This is a genomic window from Actinomadura logoneensis (assembly GCF_003428695.1).
GTDB classification, from domain to species: Bacteria; Actinomycetota; Actinomycetes; order Streptosporangiales; family Streptosporangiaceae; genus Spirillospora; species Spirillospora logoneensis.
In genome coordinates this window covers 1-5,925 of the sequence record NZ_QURH01000877.1, presented here as the reverse complement: position 1 = coordinate 5,925, position 5,925 = coordinate 1, and the positions used below count along the sequence as shown (strand labels likewise).

Annotated in this window: 6 protein-coding genes and 1 pseudogene; 4 read left to right on the top strand and 3 right to left on the bottom strand. The window is 75.2% G+C overall.

The genetic code is table 11. The features are described 5' to 3' along the window. A pseudogene (locus tag DZF91_RS29640) lies at nt 1–193 on the top strand (hypothetical protein); the annotation flags it as partial. Nucleotides 194–221: 28 nt separating this feature from the next. Here the strand turns inward: DZF91_RS29640 and DZF91_RS29635 are convergent. Then, nucleotides 222–1,220, bottom strand: a complete 999-nt coding sequence (locus DZF91_RS29635; protein ID WP_117360399.1) for a LacI family DNA-binding transcriptional regulator — start codon at nt 1,218–1,220, stop codon at nt 222–224. A 161-nt stretch (nt 1,221–1,381) separates the two neighbouring features. Here DZF91_RS29635 and DZF91_RS29630 point away from each other — a divergent pair, with 161 nt between their 5' ends. Then, the gene (locus DZF91_RS29630; RefSeq protein WP_117360398.1) at nt 1,382–2,284 is read left to right on the top strand and encodes an amidohydrolase family protein; all 903 of its coding nucleotides are present in this window, start codon (nt 1,382–1,384) and stop codon (nt 2,282–2,284) included. Then, nucleotides 2,274–2,798: a cysteine dioxygenase gene (locus tag DZF91_RS29625; protein ID WP_117360397.1), complete on the top strand. Its 525-nt coding sequence runs from the start codon at nt 2,274–2,276 to the stop codon at nt 2,796–2,798. The genes DZF91_RS29630 and DZF91_RS29625 overlap by 11 nt, the downstream gene beginning before the upstream one ends. Here DZF91_RS29625 and DZF91_RS29620 read toward each other — a convergent pair. After that, nucleotides 2,761–3,870 (bottom strand): hypothetical protein, encoded by a 1,110-nt coding sequence (locus DZF91_RS29620; RefSeq protein WP_117360396.1) that lies wholly within the window; start codon nt 3,868–3,870, stop codon nt 2,761–2,763. The genes DZF91_RS29625 and DZF91_RS29620 overlap by 38 nt on opposite strands. A gap of 13 nt (nt 3,871–3,883) precedes the next feature. Further along, the gene (locus DZF91_RS29615) at nt 3,884–4,927 is read right to left on the bottom strand and encodes a rhomboid family intramembrane serine protease (RefSeq protein ID WP_235834650.1); all 1,044 of its coding nucleotides are present in this window, start codon (nt 4,925–4,927) and stop codon (nt 3,884–3,886) included. A 116-nt stretch (nt 4,928–5,043) separates the two neighbouring features. On the opposite strand from DZF91_RS29615, the gene DZF91_RS29610 reads away from it, so the two are divergent. Then, nucleotides 5,044–5,802, top strand: a complete 759-nt coding sequence (locus DZF91_RS29610) for an SGNH/GDSL hydrolase family protein (protein ID WP_117360395.1) — start codon at nt 5,044–5,046, stop codon at nt 5,800–5,802. The last annotated feature ends 123 nt before the right edge of the window (nt 5,803–5,925 follow it).

The window sequence follows — 5,925 nt, the reverse complement described above, 5'->3', positions numbered from 1 at the left end:
GGTGCGGGCGCTGCGGATGCAGGGGCGCGCGCCGTCCGGCGGGCCGCTGCGCGCCGCGTTCGACCGGGCCGCGGCGGTGCTGCCGGACGGCGTGGCGGACCGTCCGCTGGACGCCGACATCGCGATCGCCGCCGACCTCGTCCCGCACCTGGCCCGCCTGCTGCCGCCCGAGGAGCGGCCCCGTCCCCTGTGAACCCCGCCGCTGCCGGCGGTGGGGTGGTTCAGGCGGCGGTGGACGGGCGGACGATCAGCTCCGGTTCGCGGACGACACGGCGCTTGCGCGGCTTGCCGTCGATGACGTCCACGACGAGCCGGACGGCGGCGTGCACGATGCCGTCGATGTCCCAGTCGACGGTGGTCAGCGGCGGGGTGAGCAGCGCGGACATGGGGTGGCTGTCGTAGCCGCAGACGGCGAGGTCGCCGGGGACCGACAGGCCGAGCTCGCGGGTGGCGGCGTACACCGCGTACGCGATCGAGTCGGAGAAGCAGAAGACGGCCGAGGGCCGGTCCGGGCCGCCGAGGACGCGCAGCGCGACCTCGGTGGCCTCGGCCGGGGACGCGGGCGCGACGACGACCTCGACGGTGAGGCCGAGCCGGTCGGCCTCGGCGTTGACGTGCACGTCGGCGGGCCGGTCGGGGGTGCTGGCGCGGGTGGGGGTGAACACCGCGACGCGGCGGTGGCCGAGGTCGCGCAGGTGCTCCAGGGCGAGCGTGACGCCGCGCCGGTTGTCGAACACCACCTCGCCCTGGGCCCGGCCGCCGTGCAGGGCGTCGCCGATCGACACGACGGGCAGGGTCTCGGCGAGCTCGGACCACAGCGGGGCGGCCGGGTCGAGCGGCTGGACGATCAGCCCGTCCACGCGCTGGTCGCGCAGCCGCCGGGCGAGGGCGAGCTCGCGCTCGGGGTCGCCGCCGGCGTCCACGATCAGGGCGTAGCGGTCGCGGGCGAGCAGCGCCCGGCCGATGCCGACGGCGAGGGACTGCTGCCAGTAGTCCTCCAGGGACCCGCAGAGCAGCCCGACCATGTCGGTGCGCCCGCTGGCCAGGGCCCGCGCGATGGGGTGCGCCTCGTAGCCGAGCTCCTCGGCGGCGGCGCGGACGCGCTCCTGGGTCTCCTCGGAGGTCTGGATGCCGCGCAGCGCGTAGGAGACGGCGGCCGGCGACAGGCCGGTCGCCTGCGCCACTTCCCTGATGGTCGCGCGCTTCCGCCTGTCGCTCACGTCCCCCAACCCTAGACGGTCGGCGCGGGCGTTTCTCGGCGGCATTTGACGGGACGGGCACTGAACCGGTTCACTGAAACGGTTAACTGATGCGGTTCAGTAACCGACGACCGGCCGGTCCTCCGGTCGGCCGCGTACCAGGAACGGGGGCGGGACGCGACATGCCGGGGACGGACGTCCACCAGCACCTCTGGGGGGCTCCCCTGGTCGCCGCGCTGCGCGCCCGGACCGCTCCCCCGCGGCTCGCCGGCTGGACGCTCCACCTCGCGGGGGAGCCGCCGTTCGAGGTGGACCCGGCCGACCACGACCCGGCGCGCCGGGCGGAGCTGGCCCGCGCGGACGGCCTCGACCTCGCCCTGGTCTCGCTGTCCTCACCGCTGGGCGTCGAACTCCTCCCCCCGGACGAGGCGCGTCCGCTGCTGGACGCCTACCACGAGGGGGCCGCCGCGCTCCCGGCGCCGTTCCGCGCCTGGGCCGCCGCCTGCGTGACCGAGATCGACGCGGACGCCCTGGCCCGCGAGCTGGACCGCGGCTTCGCCGGCCTCCAGCTCCCCGCGAACGCCCTGCTCGACGCCGACGGGTACCGGCACTGCGCGCCGCTGCTGGCGCTGCTCGAAGAGCGCGGGCTGCCCCTGTTCGTCCACCCGGGACCCGCCGCCGGGGGCGCCGGACCCGCCTGGTGGGCCGCGGTCGTCCCCTACGTCTCGCAGATGCACGCCGCCTGGTACGCGTTCCGGGCGTTCGGGCGGCCCGCCTTCCCGCGCCTGCGCGTCTGCTTCGCCCTGCTGGCGGGGCTCGCCCCGGTGCACGGCGAACGGCTCGCCGCGCGCGGCGGCGGACGCGGCGAGGTCGACCCGAACGCGTTCGTCGAGACGTCCTCCTACGGGCCGCGCGCCGCCGACGCCGTCGTGCGCGCGCTCGGCGTGGACGTCGTGGTGCACGGCAGCGACCGCCCCTATGCCGCCCCGCAGGATCTCGGCCTCGGCGAGGCCGCCCGCCACGCCTTCCGCGTGGCCAACCCGTACCGCCTGATCAGAGGAGAGGAGCGAACCCATGTCGTCTGACGCCGTTCTCATCGAGGACAGGTCCTGTCTGCCGGAGCTGCCCGCCCGGCCGCTGGACAAGCACGAGCTGCGGGAACTGGTGGACGAGCTGGCCGAACGGCCGGAGCTCTGGCGGCAGCACGTCGCCTTCTCCGACGGCGAGCGCCACTACGCGTCGCTCCACCGGGACGAGTACGTGGACGTGTGGCTGCTGTGCTGGACGCCGGAGAACGACACCGGCTGGCACGACCACGACGTGTCATCCGGGGCGGTCCACGTGGTCGCGGGCGAGCTGGAGGAGTGCAACCCGCGGATCGGCGGCGAACACGTGCGCGTGCGCGTCGGGGAGGGGACGTCGTTCGCGTTCGGCCCCGACCACATCCACCGGCTGGTCGGGGCGGCCGAGGCGAGCGTGTCGATCCACGCGTACTCGCCGCCGCTGTGGCGGCTCGGCCAGTACTCCATCAGCGACGACGGCGTGATGCGCCGGATCTCGGTCAGCTACGCCGACGAGCTGCGTCCGCTGGACGACTGAGCCGGTCCGTCCCCGCGCACGGCCGGTCCGTCCCCGCGCAGACGAGGACGGCCGCCAGGAACGCCACGGCCGCGCTCCTGAGCAGCGCGGCCTCGTAGTAGGCGTCCGAGGCGGCGTGGCGCGCCACCAGGCCCGCCACGCCGCCGACACCCGCCGCCCGGGCCATCTGCCCGCACCACCCGGCCACCCGCACGCGGTTCTGGCCGCGCAGTGCCTCCCGGACGGCGAGGAGCGCCGCCGCGACGCACACCGCCAGCCCGGCCGCCGCCGACGGCAGCGCCAGGCCGAGGTTCACGCCGTATCTGACGGCCAGGGCCGGGACGAAGAACAGCACCAGCGCCCAGCGCAGCCCGGCGGTCACCGTCCGGACCGCCACGCCGGGCTCACCCCGCTCCCCGTACCGGTCCGCCACCACACGCGCGCCCACGAGGACGGCCGAGGCGACGAGCGCCGACGGCAGGCGGCCGGGCAGGTGGCCCAGGTTGTAGAGCAGGGCCGTGTCGTAGACGGTCAGGACGAGCTGCCCCAACGCCCAGGTGAACGCGCCGAACGCCACGAGCCCGACCACGCCGAGCGGACGTTCCGCGGCGGGGTCGTGCCGGGTCGTCCAGCCGATCCACAACGGCGTGATGACGGCGGAGGCGATCCTGATCGCGATGTCGGCGTCGGTGTAGGGGTTGGAGAAGTGCTGCTCGACCAGGCAGAACACGGTCGTGTAGGTGGCGGAGGCGGCCCAGAGGGGCGGGCCGTCCAGCATGCGGCGGTACCAGCGGACCGACAGCCGGCGCAGGACGACACCGTACGCCAGCAGGACGAACGGCAGCTCCAGGAACGCCTGGACGCGCAGCACGCTCGGGGCCAGCAGGCCGGGCGCCGGGACGTGCGAGGCGAAGGCGCGCATGGCCGGGCCGTCGGCCAGGGCGAACCAGCCCGACGGCAGGTAGGAGGCGACGAACGAGACGTCCCCGCCGTGCTCACGCAGGACGTAGACCGTGAAGAGCGCCTGGTTGAGGTAGACGAGCCCGGCCACCAGGGCCAGATCCGCCGAGGGACGTCTCCAGAACACGCGCATCAGGCCCGTGTGGTCAGGTGAGGGTGGAGGTCTTGACCACGACGAGTGCCAGGAGCAGCGCGAACAGGGCGACTCCGGCGGCGGCCTGGACCAGCGCGCGGCGCGCCTTGGGGGCGTAGGCGAAGGCGACGGCGGTCACGCCGCCCGCGAGGAAGCCGCCGAGATGGCCCTGCCAGGAGGTCATCCCCGCCGAGATCACCAGCCAGACCAGGACGTACAGGGTCTGCTGGTTCGCGGCCCGCATGTCGTGGCCGAGGCGGCGGCTGAACACCCAGTAGGACGCGGCCAGGCCGAACACCGCGCCGGACGCGCCGAGCGCGGGGGTCGTGGGCGCGACCAGGAAGACCAGCACCGAGCCGCCCAGCGCGGACAGCAGGTAGAGCGCGGCGTAGCGGACCCAGCCGAGCATCTGCTCGGTCTGGCGGCCGAGCGTCCACACCCACCACATGTTCAGGGCGATGTGCAGGACGCCGAAACCCCCGCCGGGCGGCTGGTGCAGGAACGCCGACGTGAGCAGCCGGTACCACTCGCCGTGCGCGATGCCGACCTGCGTCCAGCCTGGCGGGACGTGGCCGCCGTCCACGAAGTAGTGGCCGTCCGGCGAGCGCAGGCCGGTGCCGAGCGCGTCCAGGCGGTCCACGACGCCGGGCGCGGCGAGCTCCCCCAGGTAGGCCAGGACGCAGAGGCCGATGACCGTGTAGCTGACCCAGGAGGTCGCGCCGACGCGTCCGCCGAACACCGAGCGGGCCTGCCGGAGGCCCCGGTTGCCCTCGCGGACGCACTCCACGCACTGCTGCCCGACCGCCGCGTCCCGCAGGCAGTCCGGGCAGGAGTAGCGGTCGCACCGGACGCAGCGGACATAGGTCTCGCGCTTGGGATGCCGGTAGCAGGACGGCGTCTCGGCCGGCGCCTGCATCGGCGCCTGCGTGGCGGCTCCGGACGGCGCCTGCGTCGCGGGTTCGGACGGGGGCCGCGTGGAGGCTTCGGACGGGGTCCGGGTGGCTGCTTCGGGCGGGGTGTGCGCGGGCGGGCCGGGCGGGGGCTCGGCGGTGGTCATCGGGGGCTCCGTTCCAGGGCTCGGGGGGCGCTGATCATAGCGGCGGGAAACGACACCGGCCCCCGCGCGGGATCGCTAGGATGCGCGGAAAAGTACTGAATCATGGTGGTTTGTCGATGGCGTCTCGCCGCGTCCGCCGTAGCGCGGCGTCCCTCCTGGTCTGCGTCCCCCTCGCGTTCGGCGGTCCGCTCGCGCTCGGCGGGTGCGCCTCCGGCACGCCTGCGGCGGCGAAACCGCCTCGGACCGTCGACCGGCTCGCGGCCTCCGCGCCGGTCGTGATGTTCCTCGGCGACTCCTACACGGTCGGCGAGAAGGGCGTGCAGCCCGAGACCACCTACGCCGCCGCCACCGCGCGGCTGCTGGGCTGGCAGGTCGTGGTGGGCGGACGGTCCGGGACCGGGTTCGTCAACCCCGGCGCCAAGCACAACCCGTTCGGCAAGCTCTTCGAGGACCAGCTCGGCTGGCGGCCCGCGCCCGCGCTGCTCATCGTGTCCGGCGGGCACAACGACGCCAGGTTCCCCGCCGGTGAGGTGTCCGGCGCGGCGCGGACGCTGCTGCAGAAGGTGAAGGCGCGCTGGCCGCGCACCCGCGTCGTCCTCGTCGGGCCGCTGTGGGGCAGCGACCACCCGTCCGCCGGGGCGCTCGCGGTGCGGGACGGGCTGCGGACGGTCGCCGGGGAGCTGAAAATCCCGTTCGTCGACCCCCTCGCGGAGAAGTGGATCACCGGGGACCGCGACGCGGGCACCGGCAACGCGCCGCGCTACATCAAGCCGGACAGGACTCATCCGACACCGGACGGGCACCGCTACCTGGCGACCCGGCTGGCCGAGGACCTGCGGCGGGTCGGGCTGGCGCATCCGGCGACCAGCGGCTGACCGCCTCCTCCGGGCCGACCAGGCCCCCCTCGGCGAAGGCCGCGGCGAACCCGTCCGCGCCCAGCGCGGCCGTCGCCGCCGCCGTGATCCGGTCCACGTCGCCGCGCTCGGCGGGCGGCAGCG